The 26,026-nt window shown below is 70.9% G+C and carries 22 protein-coding genes; 17 read left to right on the forward strand and 5 right to left on the reverse strand.

Annotation, left to right across the window (positions count from 1 at the left end):
• A partial coding sequence (locus GA0070558_RS14655) for a glycoside hydrolase family 43 protein (RefSeq protein ID WP_176734216.1) occupies nucleotides 1-1,059 on the reverse strand: 1,059 nt, incomplete at its 3' end.
• Nucleotides 1,060-1,099: 40 nt separating this feature from the next.
• Nucleotides 1,100-2,530 (reverse strand): glycoside hydrolase family 43 protein, encoded by a 1,431-nt coding sequence (locus GA0070558_RS14660; RefSeq protein ID WP_218106998.1) that lies wholly within the window; start codon nucleotides 2,528-2,530, stop codon nucleotides 1,100-1,102.
• Nucleotides 2,531-3,285: 755 nt separating this feature from the next.
• Here GA0070558_RS14660 and GA0070558_RS14665 point away from each other — a divergent pair.
• The 9 genes from GA0070558_RS14665 to GA0070558_RS14705 all read left to right on the forward strand — a co-directional run bounded on the left by GA0070558_RS14665 (nucleotide 3,286) and on the right by GA0070558_RS14705 (nucleotide 13,715).
• A complete protein-coding gene (locus tag GA0070558_RS14665) occupies nucleotides 3,286-5,541 on the forward strand; it encodes an alpha-L-fucosidase (RefSeq protein WP_091279827.1) in 2,256 nt (751 codons plus the stop codon).
• A 100-nt stretch (nucleotides 5,542-5,641) separates the two neighbouring features.
• Nucleotides 5,642-6,712 (forward strand): sugar ABC transporter substrate-binding protein, encoded by a 1,071-nt coding sequence (locus GA0070558_RS14670; protein ID WP_077937290.1) that lies wholly within the window; start codon nucleotides 5,642-5,644, stop codon nucleotides 6,710-6,712.
• On the forward strand, nucleotides 6,709-8,250 hold the full coding sequence (locus GA0070558_RS14675) for a sugar ABC transporter ATP-binding protein (RefSeq protein ID WP_091279830.1): 1,542 nt from the start codon (nucleotides 6,709-6,711) through the stop codon (nucleotides 8,248-8,250). Before GA0070558_RS14670 ends, GA0070558_RS14675 begins: the two co-directional genes overlap by 4 nt.
• A complete protein-coding gene (locus GA0070558_RS14680; RefSeq protein WP_091279833.1) occupies nucleotides 8,243-9,283 on the forward strand; it encodes an ABC transporter permease in 1,041 nt (346 codons plus the stop codon). The genes GA0070558_RS14675 and GA0070558_RS14680 overlap by 8 nt, the downstream gene beginning before the upstream one ends.
• Nucleotides 9,284-9,370: 87 nt before the next feature.
• On the forward strand, nucleotides 9,371-10,696 hold the full coding sequence (locus GA0070558_RS14685; RefSeq protein WP_091279836.1) for an enolase C-terminal domain-like protein: 1,326 nt from the start codon (nucleotides 9,371-9,373) through the stop codon (nucleotides 10,694-10,696).
• Nucleotides 10,693-11,598 carry an amidohydrolase family protein gene (locus GA0070558_RS14690; RefSeq protein WP_091280327.1) on the forward strand — a complete coding sequence of 302 codons (906 nt, stop codon included), beginning with the start codon at nucleotides 10,693-10,695 and terminating at the stop codon, nucleotides 11,596-11,598. Before GA0070558_RS14685 ends, GA0070558_RS14690 begins: the two co-directional genes overlap by 4 nt.
• A gap of 19 nt (nucleotides 11,599-11,617) precedes the next feature.
• A complete protein-coding gene (locus tag GA0070558_RS14695; protein WP_256091941.1) occupies nucleotides 11,618-11,935 on the forward strand; it encodes an L-rhamnose mutarotase in 318 nt (105 codons plus the stop codon).
• On the forward strand, nucleotides 11,932-12,957 hold the full coding sequence (locus tag GA0070558_RS14700) for a zinc-dependent alcohol dehydrogenase (protein WP_091279843.1): 1,026 nt from the start codon (nucleotides 11,932-11,934) through the stop codon (nucleotides 12,955-12,957). The genes GA0070558_RS14695 and GA0070558_RS14700 overlap by 4 nt, the downstream gene beginning before the upstream one ends.
• Nucleotides 12,954-13,715, forward strand: a complete 762-nt coding sequence (locus tag GA0070558_RS14705; RefSeq protein ID WP_091279846.1) for an SDR family oxidoreductase — start codon at nucleotides 12,954-12,956, stop codon at nucleotides 13,713-13,715. The genes GA0070558_RS14700 and GA0070558_RS14705 overlap by 4 nt, the downstream gene beginning before the upstream one ends.
• Nucleotides 13,716-13,777: 62 nt before the next feature.
• Here the strand turns inward: GA0070558_RS14705 and GA0070558_RS14710 are convergent, their stop codons facing one another.
• Together GA0070558_RS14710 and GA0070558_RS14715 are read right to left on the reverse strand one after the other, a co-directional pair.
• Nucleotides 13,778-15,859, reverse strand: a complete 2,082-nt coding sequence (locus GA0070558_RS14710; RefSeq protein WP_091279849.1) for a family 43 glycosylhydrolase — start codon at nucleotides 15,857-15,859, stop codon at nucleotides 13,778-13,780.
• A 256-nt stretch (nucleotides 15,860-16,115) separates the two neighbouring features.
• Nucleotides 16,116-17,519, reverse strand: coding sequence for an RICIN domain-containing protein (locus GA0070558_RS14715; protein WP_091279852.1), 1,404 nt, complete (start codon nucleotides 17,517-17,519; stop codon nucleotides 16,116-16,118).
• 457 nt (nucleotides 17,520-17,976) lie between these two features.
• On the opposite strand from GA0070558_RS14715, the gene GA0070558_RS14720 reads away from it, so the two are divergent.
• The 8 genes from GA0070558_RS14720 (at nucleotide 17,977) to GA0070558_RS14750 (ending at nucleotide 25,352) form a co-directional block, all read left to right on the forward strand.
• Nucleotides 17,977-19,368, forward strand: coding sequence for a glycoside hydrolase family 43 protein (locus GA0070558_RS14720; RefSeq protein WP_043962953.1), 1,392 nt, complete (start codon nucleotides 17,977-17,979; stop codon nucleotides 19,366-19,368).
• A gap of 167 nt (nucleotides 19,369-19,535) precedes the next feature.
• Nucleotides 19,536-19,916, forward strand: coding sequence for a YunG family protein (locus GA0070558_RS35200; protein ID WP_439709602.1), 381 nt, complete (start codon nucleotides 19,536-19,538; stop codon nucleotides 19,914-19,916).
• A gap of 300 nt (nucleotides 19,917-20,216) precedes the next feature.
• On the forward strand, nucleotides 20,217-21,383 hold the full coding sequence (locus GA0070558_RS14725; protein WP_091279855.1) for a glycosyltransferase: 1,167 nt from the start codon (nucleotides 20,217-20,219) through the stop codon (nucleotides 21,381-21,383).
• A complete protein-coding gene (locus tag GA0070558_RS14730; protein WP_256091942.1) occupies nucleotides 21,380-22,702 on the forward strand; it encodes an aromatic ring-hydroxylating oxygenase subunit alpha in 1,323 nt (440 codons plus the stop codon). Before GA0070558_RS14725 ends, GA0070558_RS14730 begins: the two co-directional genes overlap by 4 nt.
• The gene (locus GA0070558_RS14735) at nucleotides 22,699-23,211 is read left to right on the forward strand and encodes an aromatic-ring-hydroxylating dioxygenase subunit beta (RefSeq protein WP_077937280.1); all 513 of its coding nucleotides are present in this window, start codon (nucleotides 22,699-22,701) and stop codon (nucleotides 23,209-23,211) included. Before GA0070558_RS14730 ends, GA0070558_RS14735 begins: the two co-directional genes overlap by 4 nt.
• A gap of 7 nt (nucleotides 23,212-23,218) precedes the next feature.
• On the forward strand, nucleotides 23,219-24,427 hold the full coding sequence (locus GA0070558_RS14740; RefSeq protein ID WP_091279875.1) for an MFS transporter: 1,209 nt from the start codon (nucleotides 23,219-23,221) through the stop codon (nucleotides 24,425-24,427).
• A 3-nt stretch (nucleotides 24,428-24,430) separates the two neighbouring features.
• The gene (locus tag GA0070558_RS14745; protein WP_077937278.1) at nucleotides 24,431-24,823 is read left to right on the forward strand and encodes a carboxymuconolactone decarboxylase family protein; all 393 of its coding nucleotides are present in this window, start codon (nucleotides 24,431-24,433) and stop codon (nucleotides 24,821-24,823) included.
• The gene (locus GA0070558_RS14750; protein WP_091279879.1) at nucleotides 24,813-25,352 is read left to right on the forward strand and encodes a hypothetical protein; all 540 of its coding nucleotides are present in this window, start codon (nucleotides 24,813-24,815) and stop codon (nucleotides 25,350-25,352) included. The genes GA0070558_RS14745 and GA0070558_RS14750 overlap by 11 nt, the downstream gene beginning before the upstream one ends.
• Here GA0070558_RS14750 and GA0070558_RS14755 read toward each other — a convergent pair.
• On the reverse strand, nucleotides 25,295-25,951 hold the full coding sequence (locus tag GA0070558_RS14755; protein ID WP_077937276.1) for a flavodoxin family protein: 657 nt from the start codon (nucleotides 25,949-25,951) through the stop codon (nucleotides 25,295-25,297). The genes GA0070558_RS14750 and GA0070558_RS14755 overlap by 58 nt on opposite strands.
• Nucleotides 25,952-26,026: the final 75 nt, after the last annotated feature.

Consider the following 26,026-nt stretch of genomic DNA (forward strand, 5'->3'; position numbering starts at 1 on the left):
CGTCTCGACGCCGACGGACCAGGCGATGGTCTCGGCCTCCTGCCGCACGTACGGGTTCAGCGTGCCCACCTGCGGGGCCCCCGTCGTGGTCATGTTCATGCTCGGGATCGTGCCGTCACCGTTGTAGGAGAACTTCTCCACCGCCACCGACCTGGTGAAACCACCACCACCCGGCAACGCACCATTGTGATAGAAGAAATACGACCCACCGTTGAAGTCCACGATCCCCGGATGATTGGTGAAACTACTGCCCTGCCGCGGCATCACCGTCCCCCGGTACGTCCACGGCCCCGTCGGACCCGGCGCCGTCGAATACGCGATGAACTCACCACAACACTCCGCCGCGAAGATGTTGTAGTAGACACCGTTGCGCTTGTACACCCACGGCGCCTCCTCATACAACGTCGGACGACTCGCGTTGCCGTTACGCGTGCCGAACCCGGCCGTGGTCAACGGGATCTTCGTCGGGCTCCCCGAGTAGGAGATCATGTCCTGGTTCAACTTCACGTACCACAGGTTCGGGTTACCCCAGTACAGGTACGCCTGCCCGTCGTCGTCGATCATCACGTTCGGATCGATCTCACCATTACCCAGCAACGGACGACCGATCGCGTCACGGAACGGCCCCGTCGGACTGTCGGCCACCCCGACACCGATCACCATCCCGCCACCACGCTGCTTCACCGGCACATACCAGTAGAACTTCCCGTTACGCGCCGCCACATGACCCGCCCACGCATCCGACTCCGCCCACGCGAACGTCGCCAGACTCATCGGCGAACCATGATCAGTCCAGTTCACCATGTCAGCCGACGAGAACACCCGCCAGTCCTTCATCGTGAAGTACGTCGACCCGTCCTCGTCATGCCCGGTGTACAGATACACCCGACCGTTGTGCACCAACGGCGCAGGATCCGCCGTATAGATCGTCTGCACGATCGGGTTGTCCGCGTGGGCCGGGCTCCCCGGCAGCAGCGTCGCGATCAGGAACAGGCTCACGAGCCAGGCGCCGGCGCGTCTGATCCGGGCCCTGGTCGCGGGCGGGCTTGCGACTGTCATCGTCATCTCCTGGTGGTGGTGTGCGGGGCCGGCGACGCGGTCAGTAGCCGACCCGGAAGGTCGCGTTCTCCCGCTCCGTGGCGGTGGTGATCTCATGGATGTAGAGCTGGTTGCTCTGCTGCCGCAGGTACCTGGTGGGGAAGTTGTAGGAGCGGAACGACGACCAGCCCGAGTTGGCCAGGCCGGCGACCCGGTAGAAGGTCGCGTCGGCGCGGAAGATCGCGCTGTTGTCGTTGGCCGCGAGCACCATGCTGTAGTTGGAGTGCCGCAGGTACCGTCCGGGCTGGTTCACCGACTCGAACGACACCCCGGCCGGGTCCGCGAGCCCCGGCACGAGCCGCCACTGCGAATCCTGGTACGGGTCGAACGGCATCGCGTCGACGCGGCCGACGCCGTTGGCGTGGCGGACGTACGACCCGGGGTTGGTCCAGGACTTGATGCGGTTCCACTGGGTGGTGCCGCCGTAACGGTTGAGCAGGTTCGTGCGGTCGGTGGCGCTGATCGGGTGGATCGAGTTGTGCTTGGCGTTGAGCGGGGGCGTGTAGTTGCGCTGGTTGACCGCCGTCCAGGTGCCCGCGACGATGTCGCCCTGCCAGGCGAGGAACACGCTGTTCGGGCAGAACGTGTCGCCCCACAGCCACCACGTCGACGAGGTCAGCGACTTGACCACCGTGGGCGCCTCGATGCAGCCGCCGCCGGTGCCGTTGGTGTAGCGGACGAAGCTGCCCGGGTTGAGCGACGTCGACCGGGCGCCGTACAGGGTGGAGGGCGAGTTGCTCTTGTAGTAGAGGTAGTTCATGCCGTTGACGCCGGTGACGACGTGCGAGTCGATGACACCGCTCGGGCCGCCGTCGAAGAGGACGACGGGCGAGGTGACGTTGGTGAAGTTGCTCGTGTACACGACCATGATCACCGAGTAGGTATAGCCGGCCGGGACGGTCGAGTAGGTGATCGCGTACTGGTTGCGGGACGCGTCCCAGTAGATCGACGGGGCCCAGGTGAACGAGCCCGGGTTCGGCCAGTTGATGTTGAGCAGGCGGTCCGCCGACCAGTTCACCAGGTCGGGCGAGGTCCAGATGTGGATGTTCGGGTTCGGGGCCCAGAAGTTGCCGCCGACCGGGATGTCGGTGGCCGCCAGCACCCAGGTGCCGTCGTTGAGCCGGAACAGGAACGGGTCGCGGATCCCCCGGGTGCCGGCCGTCGGCGTCAGGATCGCCTCGTTGTTGTTGAGCGGCGTCCACTCCAACGCGTCGGAGCTGACCGCCAGGTGCACGCTGTTGACGTTGCCGGCACCGCTGACGGACTCCTTGAAGTACGCCATCACGTAGGCGGAGTCGGCGGCCATCGCGGGCGCGGGGGCGAGGACCACCGCGGCGAGGGCGGCCAGCAGCGTGGTCACCACCGTCAGCACCGCGGCGCGTAGTGACCTCGATCGTCTTCTCGATCGTCGCGCGACAGCCTTGTCGGGCATCAGGCATCTCCTCTCGGGACGGGTTTCCGCGGCTCGACGGGCCAGCGGATTCGACGGGGGCGGCGGGATGGGTGCGACCGGACGGGGGCAACGTGCGGGCCTGTCGGCGTGGTGCCCCCGCGCCGACCCACCGCACCAGCGCCGGAGGGCAGCCCGGCGCACGGAATGTGAACGTTCTCAGCAGGGTTTCGACCCCTCCGGACAGCTCCCTGCAGCGACCGGAGGGGTCGCGCGCCGGCCGGCGTTTCACAACTGTGAGCGATAACATAGCCGCTCGTCAAGATTTAACGGCGCAGATGCCAGGCGGAAACCCCGCCGTCCCCACGGCGCGCCTGCCTGCGCCCCGAGGTCAGGGCCCGGCGGGCAAGCCTCGCCCCCGACGCCGCGATGTTATCGCTAACACACGGCGCGGCAGGCAGCTCGCTTCCCGGGACGCCCGCGCGAGGGGGCTGCGCCACCCCTCGCGAAGTCGGGACGATCGGGGTGAAGATGAGAGCCCTCGATGTTAACGTTCATACGATGTCTCGCAGAGCGAGACCGACGCCCCGCCGCCTCGACACAGGCGCTGCGGGCATTGATCTGATGTCTGCCTGACGCCCGGCCCGCTGCCCATCCAGGCACGCACGGCAAGAGCAGCCCACGCAGCCGTCGATGAGCATTGACGTTACGCATCGGAAACCTTTAACGTCTGACGTCTCGGCCGTGAGACAGGCCGCCACACCACCACCGCCCACTCCGCCTCTGGAGGGAGCTCCATGTCCCGTCCCTCGATCTCCCGACGTTCGCTGCTGGCCGCACTGGGTGTTACCGGCGCCGCCGCCGCCACCGGCGGCCTGATCCGTCCCTTCCCCGCCTCCGCCGCCATCCCCGGCCCCACCAGCTACTCCGAGTCGTGGGCCTCGGTCGGCCAGCACCCGGCCGCGGCCGAGTGGTTCCAGGACGCCAAGTTCGGCATCTACTACCACTGGGGCGTCTTCAGCGTCCCCGCGTTCGCCAACGAGTGGTACCCGCGCAACATGTACAACAACGGCTCCGGCGAGAACAACCACCACAAGAGCGTCTACGGCGACCCGTCGGTGTGGCCGTACCACAACTTCATCAACGGAGCCAACGACAGGTCCGGCCGGTTCGTCCAGTTCGCCCCCAAGCTGAGGTCCGCGGGCGGCAACTTCGACCCGAACGAGTGGGCCCAGCTGTTCGTCGACGCCGGGGCGAAGTTCGCCGGCCCCGTCGCCGAGCACCACGACGGCTTCTCCATGTGGAACAGCCAGGTCAACGAGTGGAACTCCGTCGCCAAGGGACCCCGCCTCAACCTGCTGAAGCTGCACACCGACGCGATCCGGGCCCGCGGCCTCAAGGTCCTCGTCGCCATGCACCACGCGTTCAACTTCACCGGCTTCTACCAGTGGGCGCCGCAGCAGTCCGACGCGAGCCTGCGCAAGCTCTACGGCCAGCTGGGCACGGCCGCCGAGGAGCAGCTCTGGTACGACAAGCTCCGCGAAATCATCGACCAGTCCCAGCCGGACATCATCTGGCAGGACTTCGACCTGGCCCGCATCAGCGAGGCGCAGCGGCTGAAGTTCCTGGCGTACTACTACAACCGGGCCGTCGCGTGGGACAAGGAGGTCATCGCCACCTACAAGGACGGCCTGGAGCGTGGCGGCGCGGTCTTCGACTACGAGCGCGGCGGACCGGCCGCCCTGCGTGACCCCTACTGGCTGACCGACGACAGCATCAGCAGCTCGAGCTGGTGCTACACCACGGGGATCGGCTACTACACGCTCAACCAGATGCTGCACTCGCTGATCGACCGGGTCAGCAAGAACGGCAACATGGTGCTCAACATCGCGCCGATGGCCGACGGCACGATCCCGTCCGGGCAGCAGACGATCCTGCGCGGCATCGGCGACTACCTGCGCCGCTTCGGCGAGTCCGTCTACTCCACCCGGGCCTGGACGACGTACGGCGAGGGCCCCACCCAGATGGGCGGCGGTTCCTTCACCGAGCCGCGCGCGGGCACCCCCCAGGACATCCGGTTCACCCGCAGCAAGGACAACCGCGTGCTGTACGCGACGATCCTCGGCTGGCCGGGCAGCTCCGTCAACATCACCACGCTCTCGTCCAGCCGGATCAACCTCAGCTCGCTGGCCGGCGTGCAGCTGCTCGACACCACCGCCGGCAGCTACGTCAACCTGCCCACCCGCACCCAGGACGCCAACGGGCTGCGGATCACCCTGCCGTCGGCGAGCGCGCCGTTCAGCGCGCCCGCGTACGTGGTGAAGCTGACCTTCAACGGGACGATCCCGACCCCCGGTGGTGGGCCCACCACCTCCGCGCCGGTCGGCGTCTACGCCAACGTCAACTACGACAGCGGCGTCAACCTGTCGGTCGGCAGCTACACGGCCGCGCAGCTGCAGTCCGCCGGCATCGGGCTGCGGGCCATCTCGTCGGTCCGGGTCACCGCCGGCCACCAGCTCGTCGGGTACGCCAACGACAATTTCTCCGGCACCAGCTGGACGTTCACCGCCGACAACGCCGACCTGCGCAACACCGGCAACAACGACGCCATCGCCTCGCTGCGGGTCACCTTCAACCCGGCGACGTACCAGCGGATCGTCAACGTGACCAACGGCCTGGCGCTGGACAGCGGCGGCAACGTCGCCTCCGGCTCGCCGCTGAAGCAGTGGACCTGGGACAGCAACGCCAACCTGCAGTGGCAGATCGTCGACCTGGGCACCGGCTACTACCGGATCGTCAACCGCACCAACGGCATGGTCGTCGACGGCTTCGGCCTCACCAGCAACGGGGCCGCGGCGCAGCAGGCGGCGTGGAACGGCGGCAACAGCCAGCAGTGGCAGATCACCGACCAGGGCAACCGGCGGTACCGGATCGCCAACCGGGCGACCGGGCTGGTGCTCGACGGCGGCGGCCAGGTCGCCTCCGGCTCGCAGGTCAAGCAGTGGACCTGGGACGGCAACACCAACCTGCTCTGGACCATCACCACCGCCTGATCCCCGCAGCGCACCACCCGGCGCGTGTGTCGTCGCGATCCCCACGGGTCGCGGCGGCGCACGCGCCGGACCCACTCCCCCCAGAGATGGAGAAACCATAATGAACCGGAAAAGCGTGTTGGGCACCGGGCTGACGTTGCTGCTCGGCGCGACGGCCGCCCTCACCGCCGGCTGCGGCGACCAGGCGGGCGACGGGGCCGCCTCGGGCGGCGGCAAACCGCTCGTCGGGGTCGACTACCCACGCTCGGACACCGACTTCTGGAACTCGTACATCAAGTACGTGCCGAAGTCCGCCGAGGAGCTGGGCGTCGAAGTGAAGACCACCAACTCGCAGAACGACGTCGCGAACCTCATCTCGAACGCACAGACCTTCATGAGCCAGGGCGTCAAGGGGGTGGTGATGGCCCCGCAGGACACCGCCGCCATCGCGCCGACCCTGGCCCAGCTGGAGAGCCGCAAGATCCCGGTGGTCACCATCGACACCCGGCCCGACACCGGCAAGGTGTTCATGGTGGTGCGCGCCGACAACCGCGCCTACGGCACCAAGGCGTGCCAGTTCCTCGGCACCAAGCTCGGCGGCAAGGGCAAGGTCGTCATGCTCCAGGGCGGCCTGGACTCGATCAACGGCCGGGACCGCACCGAGGCGTTCAACGAGTGCATGGGCAAGGAGTTCCCCGGCATCAAGGTGTTCGGCGAGGCCACCGACTGGAAGGCCGACGTGGCGGCGTCGAAGCTGCAGACCCGCTTCGCGTCGGACCCGGACATCAAGGGCATCTACATGCAGTCCTCGTTCGCGCTGTCGGGCACGCTGCAGATCCTCAAGCAGCGGGGCCTGCAGGTGCCGCCGACCGACCCCAAGCACGTCTTCGTGGTCTCCAACGACGGCATCCCCGAGGAGCTGAAGAACATCGGCGACGGCCTGATCGACGCCACCGTCAGCCAGCCCGCCGACCTGTACGCCAAGTACGGGCTGGAGTACGCCAAGGCGGCGATCGAGGGCAAGACGTTCCAGCCGGGCCCCACCGAGCACGGCAGCACCATCATCCAGGTGCGCGACGGCCTGCTGGAGGACCAGCTCCCCGCGCCGCTGGTGACGCTGGACGGCGCGCCGGTCGCGGGCCAGCCCACCCTGAAGTTCGACGACGCGTCGCTGTGGGGCCGTAACGCATGAGTGCCGCCCCGCACCGCCCCGGCGACGGGCTGGCCGACGACGGCCAGCCCGTCGTCGAGGCCGTGAACATCACCAAGCGCTTCGGGTCCACGCTCGCCCTGTCGGAGGCAGGCATCCTGGTCCGCCGGGGTGAGACGCACGCCCTGGTGGGACGCAACGGCGCCGGCAAGTCGACGCTGGTGAGCATCCTCACCGGGTTGCAGGCCGCCGACGCCGGCGCGGTGGCCTTCGACGGGCGTCCGGCGCCGCCCCTGGGCGACCGCGACGCCTGGCGGCAGCGGGTCGCATGCGTCTACCAGAAGTCGACGATCATCCCCACCCTCACCGTGGCGGAGAACCTGTTCCTCAACCGGCACGCGCGGGGGCGCAGCGGACTGATCCGCTGGTCGAGCCTGCGGCGGGAGGCGGAGCAGCTGCTGGCGACGTGGTCGGTCGACGTCGACGTACGCCAGCCGGCCTCGACGCTCTCGGTCGAGCAGCGGCAGTTCGTGGAGATCGCCCGCGCCCTGTCCTTCGGTGCCCGGTTCATCATCCTCGACGAGCCGACCGCCCAGCTCGACGCCGCGGGCATCAACCGGTTGTTCACCCGGATCCGGGACCTGCGGGCGCACGGGGTGACGTTCCTGTTCATCAGCCACCACCTCCAGGAGATCTACGAACTCTGCGACCGGGTGACGGTCTTCCGCGACGCCCGGCACGTCGTCACCGCGGACGTGGCCGAGTTGAGCAAGCAGGCGCTGGTCGCCGCGATGACCGGCGAGGACGTGACGATGCCGGAGGCGGACCATCGTCCCCTGCCGTCCGACGCGCCGGTGCTGCTGTCGGTGCGCGACCTGGTCACCTCGTCCGGCGCCGAGTTCTCGCTGGAGGCCAGGGCGGGCGAGGTCGTCGGCATCGCCGGTGGCGGCGGCAGCGGCAAGGTCGAGGTCGCCGAGGCGATAGTCGGTCTGGCCCGCCCGGCGGGCGGGACGGTAGCCGTCGGCGGCCGGGCGCTGCGTCCCGGCAGTGTGCCCGACGCGATCGACGCGGGCGTGGGGCTGGTGCCGCAGGACCGGCACCGGGAGGGACTCGTGGCGTCGATGTCCATCGCGGAGAACGTCACGATGACCGTGCCGCACCGCGTCGGGCGCTACGGACTCATCTCGTCGGCCCGGCGCGACGCCCTGGCCCGGGACACGATCGCCGACCTGGCGATCAAGGCGTCCGGGCCGCACGTGCCGGCCTCCGACCTGTCCGGCGGCAACCAGCAGAAGGTCGTCATGGGCCGGGCCCTGGCCAGCGATCCGCGGGTGCTGGTCCTCATCACGCCGACCGCCGGGGTCGACGTGCGGTCCAAGCAGACCCTCCTCGGCGTCGTCGAGGACGTGCGCAGCCGGGGCACCACCGTGCTAGTGGTCTCCGACGAGCTCGACGACCTGCGGATCTGCGACCGCGTGCTGGTGATGTTCCAGGGCCGGGTCGTCGGCGAGATGGCCCACGGCTGGAGCGACAACGATCTGGTAGCCGCCATGGAAGGGGTGGACCTCCACCATGTCTGACACGCTGTCCACCACCAAGAAGCCGTCCCCGGCGCCCCCACCGTCGGCCGCGCCGTCGTCGCGGAGCCTGGCCATCGCCCGGCTGCGTGACCTGGCCCTGGTGCCGGCGATCATCGCGGTCGCGATCGTCGGGTCGATCGTCAATCCGGTCTTCCTCAGCTCCGACAACATCATCAACGTGCTGCAGAGCATGTCGGAGATCGCCATCCTGGTCCTCGCGCAGACCATCGTGCTGATCACCGGCAAGATGGACCTGTCGCTGGAGTCCACGTTCGGCCTGGCGCCCGGCATCGCCGCCTGGCTGATCGTGGACCCCGCGCTCACCCGGGGCCTCGGGCTCGGCGTGCTGCCGGACGGCTGGGCGATCCCGGTGGTCCTGCTCGTCGGCGCCCTCGTCGGCGCGTTCAACGGGCTGCTCATCGTCCGGTTCGGCCTCAACGGCTTCATCGTGACGCTGGGCATGCTGATCATCCTGCGTGGGCTGCTCACCGGCATCTCCGGCGGGCAGACCTTCTTCGCGCTACCCGAGTCGATGACGTACCTGGGCTCCGCGAGCTGGTTCGGGGTGCCGGCCTCGATCTGGGTGTCGCTGCTGCTGTTCGCGGCCGGGGTCGTCGTCCTGGGTCACACCCGTGCCGGCCGGGCGCTCTACGCGATCGGCGGCAACGAGGACGCGGCCCGCGCGGCGGGCATCCGCACCGACCGGGTGCTGTGGATCGCACTCATCGTGGCCAGCGTGCTCGCGGCGCTCGCCGGCCTGCTGATCAGCGGGCGGCTCGCGGCGGTGCCGTCGGCCCAGGGCAGCGGCGCGATCTTCCAGGTCTTCGCGGCGGCGGTGATCGGCGGCGTCAGCCTCAACGGCGGCAGGGGCAGCGTGTTCGGCGCCTTCACCGGCGTCCTGCTGCTGTTTATGATCATCAATGTGTTGACCCTCGCCGGAGTGCCCGCGCAGTGGACCAACTTCCTCAACGGCGCCGTGATCCTGGTGGCCCTGGTGGTCTCCCGCATCACCGGGGGGAAGGCGCAGACGTGAGACGACGGGCCCGCCGGGCGGGCCCGTCGCGAGGCAGACCCACGAGCCGGGCACCCCGGCCGACGTTCTATCCCTTCAGGAGTTCCGGTGACTGAGCGCATCACGTCCGTAGCAACCATCGACGTACGATTCCCCACCTCCCGGCACCGCGACGGGTCGGACGCGATGAACCCGTTCCCGGACTACTCCGCGGCGTACGTGATCCTGCGGACCTCGTCGGGCGCCACGGGCTACGGCCTCGTCTTCACGGTGGGCCGCGGCACCGAGATCCAGGTCGCGGCCGTGCAGTCGCTCGCCCCGATGGTGGTCGGCCAGTCGGTCGACGAGCTGACCGCCGACCCGGGCGCGCTGGCCCGCCGGCTCGTCGGCGACAGCCAGATCCGCTGGCTGGGCCCGGAGAAGGGCGTCGTGCACATGGCCGCCGGCGGCCTGGTCAACGCCGTGTGGGACCTCGCCGCCCGGCGGGCGGGCAAGCCGCTGTGGAAGCTGCTCGCCGACCTCACCCCGGAGCAGCTCGTCGCGCAGGTCGACTTCCGCTACCTGCGCGACGCCCTCACCGAGGACGAGGCGCTCACGCTGCTGCGCGAGGCCGCCGACGGCCGGGCCGAACGCGAGGGCCGGCTGCTCGCCGAGGGCTACCCGGCGTACACCACGACCCCCGGCTGGCTCGGCTACGACGACGAGAAGCTGGCCCGGCTCTGCGCCGAGGCGGTGCGCGACGGGTACGGGCTGATCAAGCTCAAGGTCGGCGGGAACCTGGCCGACGACGTCCGCCGGATGGGCATCGCCCGGGCGGCCGTCGGGCCGGACGTGCGCATCGCGGTCGACGCCAACCAGATCTGGGGCGTGCCGGACGCGATCCGGTGGATGCGCGAGCTGGCCGCGTTCGACCCGTACTGGATCGAGGAGCCGACGTCGCCGGACGACGTGCTCGGGCACGCCGCCGTGCGCAAGGCCCTGGCCCCGGTGAAGGTGGCCACCGGCGAGCACGTGCACAACGCGGTGATGTTCAAGCAGCTCCTGCAGGCCGACGCCGTCGACGTGGTGCAGATCGACGCGTGCCGGGTAGCCGGGGTCAACGAGAACCTGGCGATCCTGCTGCTCGCCGCGAAGTTCGGGGTGCCGGTCTGCCCGCACGCGGGCGGGGTGGGGCTCTGCGAGCTGGTGCAGCACCTGGCCATGTTCGACTTCGTCGCGCTCAGCGGCAGCACCGAAAACCGGTCCATCGAGTACGTCGACCACCTGCACGAGCACTTCGTGGATCCGGTACGCATCAGCGGCGGGCGGTACCTGGCGCCCACCGCACCGGGGATGAGCGCGGAGATCGTCGCGGCGTCCGTGACCGACTTCCGCTACCCGGACGGGCCGCAGTGGACGCGCCGGCCGGCGGCGGCGGGAGCACCGACGTCATGATCATCGACGCGCACCACCACCTGTGGCGGCCGGAGCGCGGCTACACCTGGCTCGACGAGCCCGAACTTGCGGCCATCCGCCGGCCGTTCACCCCGGCGGACCTGACCGCCGAGCTCACCGCGGCCGGCGTGAGCGGCACCGTGCTGGTGGAGGGCGGCCGCTGCCACCCCGACGAGGCCGCCGAGTTCCTCGGCTACGCCGCCGACACCCCGGCGATCCTCGCGGTGGTGGCCTGGCTCGACGTCGCGGCCGGCGACGTGGCCACCACCGTCGAGCGCTACCGCGGGCTGCGGGGCGGTGAATACCTGGCCGGGGTGCGCTCGCAGGTGCAGGGCGAGGCGGACCCCGACTACCTCGACCGGCCCGACGTGCGGCGCGGGCTCGCCGAGATCGCCGCCGCCGGGCTCGTGTTCGACCTGGTGATCCGCGCCGACCAGCTGCCGGCGGCGGCCCGGGCCGCCCGGGCGGTGCCGCAGCTGCGGTTCGTGCTCGACCACCTCGGCAAGCCCCGGATCCACGAGGGCGAGGCGGGCCTGCGCAGCTGGCGTGGGCCGCTGGCCGACCTGGCCGCCTGCCCCAACGTCACCGCCAAGCTGTCCGGCCTGGTCACCGAGGCCGGGCCGGACTGGACGCCGGACGACCTGCGCCCGTTCGTCGAGGTGGCGGTCGAGGAGTTCGGGCCGCAGCGGCTGATGTTCGGCTCCGACTGGCCGGTCTGCCTGCTCCGGTCGGACTACGCCGGCGTGGCCCGGGCGTTGGCGGCGGCGCTGCCCCCGCTGTCGGCCCCGCAACGGCACGAGATCCTCGCCGGCACCGCCGTGCGCGCCTACGACCTGGCGCGGCGGGTCGCGCAGCTCCCCCCGGCGCCGGCCGGGGAGCCACACCCCACCGGAAAGGCATGACGTGCGACGCTACGGCTGGGTGATCCGGCTGCGACCGGACCACCGCGACACCTACCTGCGGCTGCACGCCGCCGTCTGGCCCGGCGTCGAACAGACGCTGCGCGAGGCGAACATCCGCAACTACAGCATCTTCCTCCACCAGGACCTGCTGTTCGGCTACTACGAGTACGTCGGCGAGGACCACGACGCCGACCAGCGCCGCATCGCCGATGACCCGCAGACGCGGGAGTGGTGGAAACTGACCGACCCGTGCCAGGAGTCGCTCGCCGAGCCCGGCTCAGGGCACTGGTGGGCCCCGATGCACGAGGTCTGGCACCTGACCGAGGAGGCGTCGTGAACCGCAGCGCGCAGTACGTCGGCGACAACACCTTCGTCGTCGCCGAGGCCGACCCCGTGCCGCCCGGCCCCGGCCAGGTGCGCATCGACGTCGCGTACACCGGGATCTGCGGCACGGACCTGCACGTCGCGCACGGCGCGATGGACCGGCGGGTCCGGGTGCCCGCGGTGATCGGCCACGAGATGGCCGGCCGCATCGCCGAGGTCGGCGCAGGCGTCGAGGGGTATCGGGTGGGTGAACCGGTGACCGTCATGCCGCTGGACTGGTGCGGCGAGTGTCCCGCCTGCCGCGCGGGCCACACCCACATCTGTCACCGCCTCAACTTCGTCGGCATCGACTCGCCCGGCTCGATGCAGCGCTCCTGGACGGTGCCCGCGCGGCTGCTGGTGCCGCTGCCCGCGGACCTGCCGCTGACCCACGCCGCGCTGGTCGAGCCGACCGCGGTCGCCGTGCACGACGTGCGGCGCTCCCGGCTCACCGCCGGCGAACACGCGGTGGTCATCGGCGCCGGCCCGGTCGGGCTGCTCATCGGCACGGTCGCCAGGGCGATCGGGGCCGAGGTGACGGTGCTCGAACTCGACCCGCACCGCCGCGAGCTCGCCGCCGAGCTCGGGCTGCGCACCCTGGACCCGGCGGCGGTCGACGTCGTGCGGCACGTCCACGAGGCGACCGGCGGGGCCGGCGCCGCCGTGGTGTTCGAGGTGTCCGGCTCCGCCGCCGGGGTCCGCACGGCGACCGACCTGCTCGCCGTGCGCGGCCGGCTGGTGGTCGTGGCGATCCACCCCACCCCGCCGGCGGTGGACCTGCACCGCGTCTTCTGGCGCGAGCTGGAGCTGATCGGCGTGCGGGTGTACGAGCGCGACGACTACGCCGAGGCCGTCCGGCTGGTGCACGGCGGGCAGGTGCCCGCCGAGCGGCTCATCACCCGGATCGTGCCGTTGACCGAGGTGGCCGAGGCGTTCCGGGCGCTCGCCGCCGGTGGCGAGGTGAAGGTCCTCGTGGACTGTGGAGGTGCGGCGTGAACCCGTTCGACCTGAGCGGCCGGCTGGCCGTGGTGACCGGCTGCCGGCGCGGGATCGGCCTGGCGATGGCGGAGGCCCTGGCCGCGGCCGGCGCCGACATCGTCGGCGTCAGCGCGGCGCTGGAGGAGTCCGGCAGCGAGGTCGGCCGGCGGGTGACGGCCCACGGCCGGTCGTTCGAGGCGTACCGGACGGACCTGTCCGACCGCGTGGCCGTCCGCGCGCTCGCCGAGCGGCTCGGGCAGCTGCCCAGACCGGTCGACATCCTGGTCAACAACGCCGGCACGATCCGCCGCGCCCCCGCCGCCGAGCACTCCGAGCAGGACTGGGACCACGTGCTGGAGGTCAACCTGTCCGCCCCGTTCCTGCTCGCCCGGGAGATCGGCCGGGAGATGGTCCGGCGCGGCAGCGGGAAGATCATCTTCACGGCGTCGATGCTGAGTTTCCAGGGCGGCGTGACGGTGCCGGGCTACGCGGCGGCGAAGTCGGCGATCGCCGGCCTGACCCGGGCGCTGGCCAACGAGTGGGCCCCGCACGGGGTCAACGTCAACGCGATCGCGCCGGGCTACATCGGCACCGACAACACCCGGGCGCTGCGCGAGCAGCCGGAGCGCAACCGGGCGATCCTGGAGCGGATCCCGGCCGGTCGGTGGGGTCGGCCCGACGACATCGCCGGGGCCACCGTCTTCCTCGCCTCCGACGCGGCGGCGTACGTCAACGGGGCCGTCATCCCGGTCGACGGGGGCTGGCTCGCGCGCTGAGCCGCCGAGGGCCGCAAGGCCGTGGTGCCGGGCCGGGGGCGTCGCCCCCGGCCCGGCGTCTGTCACGGGGTGGTCAGGTCGAACCGGCGGACGGTGACCGCGCCGCCGAGCGCCTGGGTGGCGTAGTTGAAGATCGCGAACCGGTAGCCCATGAAGAACTGCCAGGCGTTGTTCAACGTCAGCGCGTTGCCCAGCGGGACGAAGTTCACCCCGTCGGTGCTGTAGGAGAAGGACGCCTGCCGCCCGCTGCCGGGCCTGATGTCGGCCTTGGCCCGCAACCAGATCCGGCCGCCGCTGACCGCCGCGCTGGCGATCTCGGTGCCGGTGCTGGTGGTCCGCCAACTGCTGTCCATGGTGAGGCCGTTGGTCATCACCACCCGGGTGGCCCCGTTGTCCCGGCGTACGCCGATCCAGGCCGAGGAGTCGCGGAGCATGGCCAGCCCGGAGCGGTCGCCGTCGCGCATGGTCGAGTAGTCCAGCTCGATGGTGGCCGTGGAGGTGGGCCCCTGGATGCGCCGGGTCGCGGTGTTACGGGCGCTGTAGAGGTCGTTGGTGACCGTGGCCGTCTGCAGGCGCAGGCCGCTGCCGGCCGACCACTTCGTGTTGTCCGGGTTGTGGTTCCACTCCCAGTGCGGGCTCAGCGTCGTGCTGGTGAAGGTGTCCGCGCCGGTCATCGGCGCGACCGGGCGGGCCGGCAGCGGCGACGGGTAGCTGCTGCCCCAGGCGCCGTTGACGGTCTGGATCTGCGGCCAGCCGTCGGCCGTCCAGGTGATCGGCGCGAGCGCCGGCACCCGGCCACCCGGGTACGCGTCGACGAACGCCATGTAGTACCACTGGCCGTTCTGGGTCTGCACCAGGCCGCCCTGGTGCGGCACGCCGCCGCCGGAGATCGGGCCGGGCATGTTCAGCAGCACCTGGCGCGTCTCGTACGGGCCCCAGGGGCTGGTCGAGCGCAGGATGTACTGCCCGTTGGCCGGCTTGGTGACGAAGATGTAGTAGTAGCCGTTGCGCTTGTAGAACCGCGAGCCCTCCAGCGTGCCGATGTTCGACGGCGTGGTGTACACCTGCTGCGTGCGCACCTGGCTCAGGCCGTCCGCCGACAGCTGCGCCACGTGCAGGGTGCTGTTGCCGTACGCGACGTACATCGTGTCGTTGTCGTCGACGAGCAGGCCCGCGTCGTAGTAGCAGTTGTTGATCTCGGAGCGCTTCTGCCAGGTGCCGCTGACCGAGGTCGACGTGTACACGTACGACTTGTTGAAGTCGATGCAGCCGATCCAGTAGAACGTGCCGTTGCTGGCGCGGTAGTTGAGCGTCGACGCCCAGATGCCGTTGACGTAGGCCCGGGAGGTGGAGCTGGGCAGGTCGTACTTGGTGCCGAAGTCCAGCCGGGGCACCGAGTGGCCGGCGAACTCCCAGTTGACCAGGTCGTACGAGCGCAGCACGGGCGCGCCCGGGGAGTAGTGCATGGTGGACGAGGAGAGGTAGTAGGCGTCACCGACGCGGATGATGTCGACGTCGGCGAAGTCCTGCCACAGGACCGGGTTGGTGTAGCTGGAGCCGCCCGGGTTGCCGCCGTCGCCGACGCGGACGAGCTGCCACTGCTGGTTGTTGCCGCCCCAGTCGGCGTACTGCACCACGTTGCCGCCGTCGGCGGTCGAGGCGTTCTGGATCTCCACGGCCTTGTTGGAGTGCCGGGCGATCAACCGCACGTACCCGTCCGCGGAGTCCGCCAGCCGGAACTGCTGGTTGGTGCCGTTGGCGTCCGACCACTGCACCACCGCCGCGCCGTCGGCCGTCGACGCGCCGGAGACGTCCAGCACCTTGCCCGAGTGCCGCGACTTCAGCCGGTAGTAGCCGCCACCGGAGTCCACGAACTGCCACTGCTGCCAGGCGCCGTCGTTGCGCGTCCACTGGGTGATCCGCGCCCCGTCGTTGGTCGCCTGGTTGTACAGGTCCAACGCCTTGCCGCTGTTGCGGTTCACCAACACGTACGACGCGGTGGTGTCCACCGTCGCGGCCACGGCCGCCGACGGCACCACCGCGACGATCCCGGCGCCGAGCAGCATCGCCAGCATGGCGGCGGCGACCCGGGGCAACCGGCCACGCCGTCGCGCGCCCGGCACGACCTGTTCGATGAGTGCCATGTCCCTCCTTCGTGGACGGTCGACGGACGGCCAAGGCCGTCGACACCAACTCCTGTTAGCGCTCACATCGAGCACATTGACTGTGGGCGATAACACTCCGGACGTCAAGCCGTAACATTCGCCGGGCCCTCGGTCGACGGGGCGTGGGAACGCGCACACCGCGAGCCCACCGGCGACGGCCACGGCCGGGGGCCGCCCGGCGGTCGGCATGACCCGCCGGGCGGCCCGTCACGGCCCGTTCACTGCAACGGCCCGGTCACTGGAACTGCGTGATGAAGCTCCACGCCGTCGCGGGGACCCAGGTCCGGGCTCCGCTGTCGCCTCCCGCGCCGTCCTGGGGCGCGGCGATGTGGCCACCGTCGAAGGCGGCCCAGACCACCGGGTACCCCGAGCGGCAGCCGGAGTAGGTGGTGACGACGTGGGTCAGGCTGCCCGCCGACGGCTCGCGGGGCGACTGCGGGGTGCAGCCGTTGTTGGCGACGAACCGGTCGCGCAGGGCACGCCCGCTGGCGGGGTTGTCACCGATGCCGTGCACGCCCAGGTACGCGACGGGCTGGGTGCCGCCGCTGCAGCCGCTGAGCGTGCCCGGGGAGGACTGCACCACGACCGCGCGGAAGATGTTCGGGCGGGAGCAGGCCAGGGAGAAGCTCATCGCGCCGCCGTAGCTGAACCCGATGGAGAAGCGCTGGCGCGGGTTGACGCAGAGCGCCCCCTCGATCCGGCTGAGCATGTTGTCGACGAAGGTGACGTCCTCGCCGCCGGCGTTGGCCCAGCCGTTGTCGATGCCCTGCGGGGCGACGAAGATCGTGGAGTTGTTCGCCAGCCGCTGGAGCCCGTAGTAGGACCAGGTGTTGCGGTCCACGGTCTGACCGGTGTCCACGTCGACCGCCGTGCCGCCCCACCAGTGGAACCCGAAGACCAGGCGGTACGGGGTGTTCTGGTTGTAGTTGGCCGGGATCCGCAGGATGAAGGTGCGGTTCTTGCCGCCGCTGGAGATGGTGTGCGTGCCGCTGGCGATGCCCGGCGCCTTGCCGCAGCCGGCGGTGCCGTTGCCCGGCGGCGGCGTGGTCGGCGTGGTGCCGCCGTCGACGCGGACGAGCTGCCACTGCTGGTTAGACCCGTTCCAGTCGGCGTACTGGACGACGTTCGCGCCGTCGGCGGTCGAGGCGTTCTGGATCTCCACGGCCTTGTTGGAGTGCCGGGCGATCAACCGCACGTAGCCGTCCGCGGAGTCCGCCAGCCGGAACTGCTGGTTGGTGCCGTTGACGTCCGACCACTGCACCACCGCCGCGCCGTCGGCCGTCGACGCGCCGGAGACGTCCAGCACCTTGCCCGAGTGCCGCGACTTCAGCCGGTAGTAGCCGCCACCGGAGTCCACGAACTGCCACTGCTGCTGGTTGCCGTTGTTACGCGTCCACTGGGTGATCCGCGCCCCGTCGTTCGTGGCGAGGTTGTACAGGTCCAGAGCCTTGTTGCTGTTGCGGTTGAGCAGCACGTACCAGGCGCCGGTGTCCACGGTCGCCGCGGCGGCCGGTGTCGAGTTCACCGCGACCACCGCGCCGCCCACCAGCACTGTCGCCGCGGCCGCGGCCGTGACCCGGGCCAGCCACCCGCGTCGTCGGAACGACGCGGGTGACAGGAGCCCTGCGAGAGCAACCATGTTTCCTCCAATGACGACGGTCGGACCGAACGGCCCCGAGCGAGGCGTGCCGCGACGAAACGCAGCAGCCGGGACCATCTGGTTGAGGGCGCTCACCAGGGCGCACGTGCGCCCGCTGGAGCGACATCCTGAGTCGAGACGCAGCGGTTGGCCCGCCCTCAGGCCACGTCCCGGCGCCTCGCCCTATCGACTGTGAGCGATAACATCTTGTTCGTCAAGTCGTAACCAACGACGCTGTTGCGTCCGCCATGCGGGGCTGCTCGCAGGGGCGATGCCCGGCCGCGCTGTTCGGTCTTGCGGCGACGTTACAGGCACGTTATGTTATCGATAACATCCAGACTGATGCATGGGTGCGCGACGATACGGCCGCCCTACGGGCCCGGCACGAGCCCCCCGGGCCACCCCTTTCCTCCTGAGTCCATCCCCGCGACGCTGCGACCAGAAAGGCCGACACACCATGGCGTTGACCCGACGGCAGTTCACCCTGGGGGCGCTCGCCTCCACCGCGCTCACCACGACCGGGCTGTCGCTCGGCGCGCGGCCAGCCCTGGCGGCCACCTACACGGCCTACGCCATGACCTACTTCACCGAGTCGCCGAGCTTCACCGGGGCCAACTACGGCCTGCACGTCGCCGTGAGCCGGGACGGCCTCAACTGGACCCCGCTCAACCAGAACAACCCCGTGGTCACCCCGACCGCCGGCGACCTCGGCCTGCGCGACCCGTACATCCACCGCAAGCAGGACGGCACGTTCGTGGTGGTCGCCACCGACCTCTACGGCACCAACTTCGGGCGCAACAGCCAGTACCTGCACGTGTACGACTCGACGGACCTGACGAGCTTCACCGGCTACCGGCGGATCCAGATGCACACCTACAGCAACGTGCACACCTGGGCCCCGACGGTGTTCTGGGACGCCGGGCGCGGCCAGTACGCCATCGTCTACTCCGCCAACACCAGCACGGACCTGTTCCTGGTGAACTACACCTCGGACTTCCGCACCGTGAGCGCGCCGCAGACCTACTTCAGCCCGGGCTTCCCCATCCTCGACGCGGACATCCGGGTCAGCGGCGGGGTCACGTACCTGTTCTACAAGAACCTCTCGAACGGCAACCTGTACGGCGCCCGTTCCAGCACCGGCGCCCCCAACAGCTTCACCACCTACACCAGCGGCCTGCGGCAGGGCAACGCCATCGAGGGGGCGCACCTGGTCCCGCGCAACGACGGCGGCGCCTGGTGGCTGTGGGGGGACTCGTTCTCCCCGGTCAACAACGACATGTACATGTGGTCCACCAGCAACGTCGGTGGCAACTCGTGGTCGGTCATGAACCAGCGCGACTACACGCCGCCGCTGAACTGCAAGCACGGCTCGATCACCGGCATCACCGACGCCGAGTACAACGCCGCCGTCAGCCGCTGGGGCGCCCCGAACTGGGTCCGGCTGAAGTCCTCCAACCTGCCCGACTACTTCGTCCGGCACTCCAACGGTGCGGTCCGCATCGACCCGTACCCCTTCGACCCGTACCAGGACCAGATGTGGCGGATGGTGCCCGGCCTCGCCGACTCCTCCGCGGTGTCGTTCGAGTCGGTGAACCGCCCGGGCAACTACCTGCGGCACAGCGGCTACGTGGCGCGGCTCGCCGCCAACGACAACACCTCGACCTTCCGGGCCGACGCGACCTTCTACCGCACCGCCGGGCTGGCCGACAGCTCCTGGTCGTCGTTCCGCTCCTACAACTTCCCCGACCGCTACCTGCGGCACAGCAACTACGTGCTGCGCATCGACCCCCTCAGCGCGGGCTCGTCGGAGGCGGACCGCCAGAGCGCCACCTTCCGGGTGACGTCCTAGCGACGCCGGGTCCCCCGCCGTCGCGCCGACCCCGTCCCGGCGCGACGGCGGGTGGACCGCGCACGGGCGGGGTCGTCCGGGCGGCGACCGCGGGCCACGGTCGCCGCCCGGCCCGTTGCGGGCCCCAGGTGCCAGAACGCACGTGGTATGCGGCGGCGGAACAGTCGGTGCAGGGCCAGCACGGCGGGGAGCTCATCCTCGGCGGGGTCTTCGCCAACGGCACCAGGACCGGTCACCGCCACTGGAACCGGCTGCCCGACGGCAGGCACATCGACCTCACGGCCGACCAGTTCCGCCCGGACGAGGCCGTCGTCGGCGGTCAGGTGCAGCAACGGCCGCCGGGCACCCCGACGATGCCGCGCCGAGCACGAGGCGCTGAGGCAGCGGGTGCTCGTCGAACTGTCGTCCCGGCCTTCCCCCCGCCGGGCGGCCACCGGAGAGGCCCGGTCGAGGGCTGCCGGCGGGCGGAGCCGCGGTCGCGACACACCGCGACACCCGCGACACGCAGAGGCATTGACATCGATTGCACATCCCGGCAGGCTTTGTGAAACCGTCTGCGGGCAGGCGGCGAACCGGGTTGTTCGAGTTGTGCCGAGTAACGTCAATCGATGTTCCCCTCAGCGATGAGGGAAATGCGTAACACCTCGTAGTAGTACCTGGACGTCGACGGTCCCTTTCGCCTGCCGGGCGTTTTCCCGCCTGTCCGGGGGCAGAGTCCTGCCGTTCGTGCGTCGCCGTCCCGACTCGTTGCCGAAGCCAGGGGGTGTCGCGGTCGTGGCTGCTGTGATTCGTCCGGAGCCAGATCCCGGGTCGGCCTGGTCGTCTTCTCTCGATGGATCGGAGATCTGATGCGCGTCGCCCTGCTCACCACGACTCAGCACGGCCATCTGAACCCGTATGTTCCGGTGGTCAACGCGCTCCAGAGTGCTGGCAGTGAGGTCGCGCTGTTGCTGTTGTCCGCCGACGGCGGCGCGCTCGACGAGCAGCGCCGCCAGGCACTGGGCAAGGCAGAGGTCCACGGGGTCGGGCAGGTCGAGATGGCGCCGTGGAGCGGCGACCCGGCGAAGATCGGCCCGATGCTCCGGTCGTCGCCGGTGGCGGACCAGACCGCCGACGCGATCCGGGCGGTCGAACCGGACTTCGTGCTCATCGACTCGCTGCCGGTCACGGCGGCGGCCATGGTCGGCGCCCACGCGTCCGGCGTGCCGTACGGGATGATCTGGGCCAACCTCGGCGGAGTGTGCCCGGCCGAGCACCGGCGGGGCCGCTGGCCCTACGACGAGCAGGTCGGCGCCTATCTGACCGGGCACGGGGTGGGGTGGTCGACCCGGACCCACTCCGCGCGGTCGCCGATCCTCAACCTGATGCCGACGATTCCCGCCCTCGTCGGTGCCGACGCGGTGACCGACGACGGTGTGCAGCTCGTCGGGCTGCCGGGCGCGGCGGGCGCACGCGGGGACGAGGTCGCCTTCGCGGGCCTGGACCGGCTCGACCCCGACCGCCCGGTGGTGTACGTGTCCTTCGGCACGATCTTCTACCGGCGGCCGGAGCTGCTGCGCACGGTGATCCTCGGGGCGGCCGCGACCGGCGCCCAGGTGATCGCCGCGGTGGGCGACCTCGCCGCGGAGCTGGCGCTGCCCGACGACGTGCTCACCGCCCCCTACCTGCCGCAACGTGAGGTGCTCGAACGCGCCGACGTGTTCGTCACCCACGGCGGCTACAACTCGGTGGCGGAGTCGGTCCGGGCGGCGACGCCGATGCTGGTGATCCCGCTGGCGGTGGACCAGCCCATCCAGGCGCACTTCGTCGGCAGCGCGGGCTTCGGCACGGCCTTGCCGCCGGCCGACGTCACCGGGCAGGCGGTCGCCGCCGCGGTCGCCGACCTGCTCGATCCCGCCCGGGACTACCGGGCCCGGCTGCGCGCCGCGCAGCCGGAGTGCGGCGACTCCGCCACACGCACGGCCGAGCTGGTCGTCGGCGCGGTCGAGACGCTGCAGCGGCAGGGGGCGCGGTGACCATCGAACTGCAGCGGCCGGTCGGCGACCCGATCGTGCTCGACGATCCCGGGCGTCACTCGTTCCGGGTGGACCGCCGCGCCTACACCGACGAGGACGTGGCCGCCCGGGAGCTGACCCGCATCTTCGACCGGTGCTGGTTGTACGTCGGGCACGAGTCGGAGGTGCCCGGGCCGGGCTCGTACGTGGCCCGCGACGTCGGCGGGCGTCCGGTGGTCATGGCGCGCGGGTCCGACGGGGTGATCCGGGTGTTCGCCAACAGTTGCACCCACCGTGGGGCCCTGATCTGCTCGCAGCCGGCCGGGCAGGTCAGATCGTTCCGGTGCCCGTACCACGACTGGACGTTCTCCAATCAGGGCGACCTGGTCGGGGTCCCGATCCCGGACGGATACGGGCCGGGTTTCCGGAAGGCGGACTTCGGCCTCGCGCGGCACCGCAGTGACACCTACCGCGGTTTCGTGTTCGTCACTTTCGATCCGCAGCAGCCGCTCACCCTGACCGAATACCTGGCGGGTGCGACGGAATACCTCGACCTCGTCGACGACCAGTCCGAGGCGGGGATGGAGGTGATCCGCGGCGCGCAACTGCACGGGGCCCAGGCCAACTGGAAGCTCATGATGGAGAACAGCGTCGACATCTACCATTTCCGGGCCCTGCACAAGCGGTACGTCACCTACATGGAGTCGCTCGGGTCGGTGCCACCCCGGCGGCGGGGCGGCTTCGGCCGTGCCCTCGGCCTGGGTCACGGCGCCAACGAGCTGCCGCCGGCGGCGGCCCGGCCGCTCGCCTACTGGACGCCGATGTTCGGCGCGGAGGTCCGGCCCCGGATCGAGGCGACGGCCGCCCGCTTCGTCGACCGGTTCGGCCCCGAACGCGCCCAGCGGATCACCGGCACCAACCGCGCGCTGCTGGTCTTCCCCAACCTGATGATCATCGACGCGATCGCGATCACGATCCGCAAGATCGACCCGGTCGGTGCCGGCCGGATGGCCATCACCTCGGTCGCCCTGGCCCCCAGGGACGAGGATCCGGATATCCGGGAGCTCCGCAAGAGCCACTACCTGACGTTCCTCGGTCCCGCCGGCTTCGCCACCCCCGACGACATCGAGATCATCGAGTCGTGCCAGCGGGGCTACCTCAACCGCACGGTCCGCTACTCCGACCTGTCCCGGGGCATGAACAAGGAGGTCCCGGAGACGACCGACGAGCTTCCCGCCCGCGAGTTCTGGCGGCAGTGGGACCGGCTGATGCACGGCGACGACGGCCACCACGTCGAGGCCGCCCACCCCGGCGGCGCGCACGGGACGGGCCCACGATGACCATCGAGCTGAGCGTCGACGAGGCGGCCCAGGTCCGGCTGTGGCACCGGGTGAGCCAGTTCCTGTTCCGCGAGGCGCGCCTGCTCGACGAGTGGCGCCTGCGCGAGTGGTACGACGAGATGCTGACCGACGACGTCCGCTACGCGGTGCCGGCCACCGACGTCCGCGACGGGACGACCGACGCGCTCGGGCTCGTCGACGACGACGCCGCCCGGCTGCGCCAGCGCATCGAACAGCTCCTCAACGACGAGGTGTGGTGCGAGAACCCCCGGTCGCGGACGAACCGGATGATCGGCAACGTGGAGATCCTGGCCGACCGGGGCACCCACCTCGACGTGGCGGCGAACGTCGTCGTGCACCGGTTCGGGCACGGGCGCTCCGACGCCTACGTCGGGAAGTACCGGTTCGAGCTGGTCGTGGCGGGCGAGTCGTTCCGGGTCCGGCGACGGGTCGTGGTGCTCGACCACGAGACGTTGTACGAGCACGGCAAGCTCAGCATCATCCTGTGACCGGGCAGTGACGGCGGCCGGCACCGGCAAGGCCCCACCCGTTGCCACCGCCCAGCCGGGTCTCCCCCGCGAGGTCTACGTCCTCAGTGTCGTCGGTGGCTGCGTCATGCTCGGCCTGGGGCTGGTGCTGCCGGTGCTGCCGGTGTACGCGGCGACGTTCGGGGCGGGGCCCACCCGGATCGGCGTGCTCGTCGCCCTGTTCGCGTTGCTGCGGCTGGCCGCCAGCCCGTTCTGCGGCCGGCTCGGCGCCCGGTTCGGGGAACGGCGGGTCCTCGTCGCCGGCCTGCTGCTGTGCGCGGTCTCCTCGGCCCTCACCGCGTTCGCCTCGTCCTACGGGCAGCTGCTCGTGTTCCGGGGCCTCGGCGGCGTCGGTTCGGTGCTGTTCTCGGTGTCCGCCCTGGCGACGCTCCTGGCGGTCGCGCCGGCCGACCGGCGGGGCCGGGCCAGCGCCGTGTTCGAGGCGGGCTTCCTGCTCGGCGGGGTCTGCGGACCGGCGCTGGGCGGGCTCCTCGCCCTCGTCGACCTGTCCACGCCGTTCCTGGCGTACGCCGTGCTGTTGCTGGCCGCCGCGGCGCTGACCCTGGCGGTGCTCCGCACCGGCCGCACCGCCGGCGCGGAGCCCGGCCGGGACGCGGTCGGGCTGCCGGTCCTGCTGCGGGACCGCCGCTACGTGGCGGCGTGCCTCGCGGCGCTGGCGCAGGGCTGGGTCCTGTTCGGGCTGCGCGGCGCGCTGGTGCCCACGGTGGTGGTGGCCTGGCGGCACGACGTGACGTGGGTCGGCTGGGCGTTCACGACGTCCGCCGTCGTCCAGGCGCTGCTGATCGTGCCGGCGGGTCGGGTCGTGGACCGGGCCGGCCGCCGGCCCGCCATGGTCGCCGGCACCGGGGTGGCCGCGGCGGCGATCGCCGCCCTGGCGTTCGTGGACAGCTACGCCTGGCTCGTCGTGCTGCTCTGTGTGTACGCGGCGGGTTCGGCGCTGCTCAACGCCGCGCCGGCCGCGCTGATCGGAGACGTCGTCGCGGGCCGCGCCGGCAGTGGCGTCGCCGTCTTCTCGATGTGCACCGACGTCGGCGCCGTGGTCGGGCCGGTCGTGGTCGGCCTCGTCGCCGAGCGGGTGGGCGTGCCGGCCGCCTTCGGCAGCGGCGCGGCGCTCCTGGTCGCCGCCTTCGTGGCGGCGTGGACGTTGCCAACTGTTCGGCCAATGCGAAGGAGTTGATCGATGAGCCAGCCGGATGTCCGCCACGAGCAGGGCGTGGCCATGTTCCAGCAGGTCTTCGGCCGCGAACCGCGCCCGGGCTCCTACCCGGAGTTCCTGCGGATCACCGTCGACCACCTGTTCGGCGAGATCTGGACCCGCCCGCACCTCAGCGTCGAGGAGCGGGAACTGGTGGCGCTGACCGCGGTGGCGCTGGCCCGGACCGACTGGGAGCTGCGCGGCCACATCGGTGCCGCCCTGCACCTCGGGATGTCGCGGGAGAAGATCGTCGAGGTCATCATCCAGCTCGCCTACTACGGTGGCTGGCCGGTGGCCAACAACGGGCTGCGCGTCGCCCAGGAGGTCTTCGCCGAGTTGGACGCCGCCGCGGACAAGGACGCGGACCGTGACCGGTGAGTCGTCTCCCCTCGACCCGGCCGAGAAGGTCGACCTGTGGCGTCAGCGGTTCTTCGAGGCCCAGGCCGCCGCGGAGGAGTTCGTCCTGGGCGAGCACGGCGAAGCGGGCCTGGCCGCGTGGATCCAGGCGAACTCCCGGATCACCGCGGAGCTGCTGCGGGCGCAACGGCCCGCCGGGGTGTCCGCCACCGACCACTTCATGACGCGGCTGCGCAACCAGCTGTTGCTGTACGACTCGGCGGTGACGAGTGAGCCCGGCCCCTCGGGCACCGTCCTGCGCAACGCCGACTGCGGGATCCTGCGGTACCGCAAGCGGGCCGCCCGCGCCGGCGTCGTGCTGACGTTCTCGTCGCCGTGCGCGTACTGCCAGGAACTCAACACCGCCATCGCCGCCCGCTACGTGGAGCCGGACGTCACGGTGACCTGTGACCAGGCGGGCGAGGGGTGCACCTGGCGCGCGGAGTCCCCTCCTCACGCACCGGCGGGGGACGCGGCCGGCTCGCCGCAGCGGGGACGGGCCGGCGCCTGAACCACCGGCAGGGCCGTGCGGTCGGGGGCCGGCGACCGGCTGGCGTCGAGCGTCATGCCGAGTTGCCGGCCCACGGCCACGCACAGGTCGACCGCCGCGGTGCGGGTCAGGTCCTGGTGCTCGTTCTGGGTGACGCACGCCGACGCCACGTTCCTGTTCCGCAGGCGCAGATACCACGGGAACAGCGCGCCCAGCGCGGGCTCGGTCAGCATCGTGCGCGAGTGGACGATCGTGCCCACCAGCAGGTTGCCGAACGGGCGGTGCGGGGCGTTCATGAAGCTCTTCAGGCGTTCCTGGAAGATCTTCAGCACGGCCGGCACGTTCCCCGCGTACACCGGCATGGCGAGCAGCATCGCCTGCGCGCCCTCGGCCAGGTCGACGACGTGCGCGAAGTCGTCGTCGAGGGTGCACCGGCCCACCTCGGGATCGAGGCAGGTGTCCTCGCCCTCGCACATCGCGATGCGGTGGTCGATCAGCCGGATCCGTTGGATCTGCGCGTCGCCGACCTCCCGGACGACGCCGGTGATCGCCGCTTCGAGCAGCGCGTCGGTCACCGACGGCAGACGTTTCTGCGTGCAGGACAACGCGACGATCTTCATTCGAGGGGCCTCCCCTGTCCGCTCGGCGCCAACCCGGGGCCGGCCACCTGACGAAGCCTCGTGGCCGTCACGCGG

It is taken from the genome of Micromonospora haikouensis (assembly GCF_900091595.1).
GTDB lineage: Bacteria > Actinomycetota > Actinomycetes > Mycobacteriales > Micromonosporaceae > Micromonospora > Micromonospora haikouensis.